The 354-nt window shown below is 28.0% G+C and carries 1 pseudogene; it reads left to right on the top strand.

What is annotated here, in order from left to right:
- A pseudogene (locus RTW80_RS31815) lies at positions 1-311 on the top strand (DNA-binding protein); the annotation flags it as partial.
- Between the last annotated feature and the right edge of the window lie 43 nt (positions 312-354).

Genomic DNA, 354 nt, shown 5'->3' with positions numbered 1-354 from the left:
CGAACAGCTGTATCTTAATGAGTTAGGATATGTTTATGGTAATGAAGAAAAAACAAATGAAATTGTAAAAAACTTCCGGGTTATGTCATTAAGATTTTTGAAGAAAAGATGGGTAATGAATTAAAAATTAGAACAAGAATGATGAAAATCCTCCGGAATGGCAAAATCAATATATATAAATATATGAATATATAAATATATGAATATATGAATATATTAATAATGAACAGTTGGGAAAATTAAATCCTCCGGAAAATTTACGTATAGCAATAGAAAAATTTGGCTGGAAGAAAAAAACTATCACTGCATAAAATAATGTGATGCCGGGATGTTTTTGTATTTCCCGGCATCTTG

The sequence above is a fragment of the Escherichia sp. AM3 genome, from assembly GCF_032029835.1.
Lineage (GTDB): Bacteria > Pseudomonadota > Gammaproteobacteria > Enterobacterales > Enterobacteriaceae > Escherichia > Escherichia coli.
The sequence above is the reverse complement of the archived record's forward strand: the minus strand, read 5'-3'. Positions and strand labels throughout refer to the sequence as shown.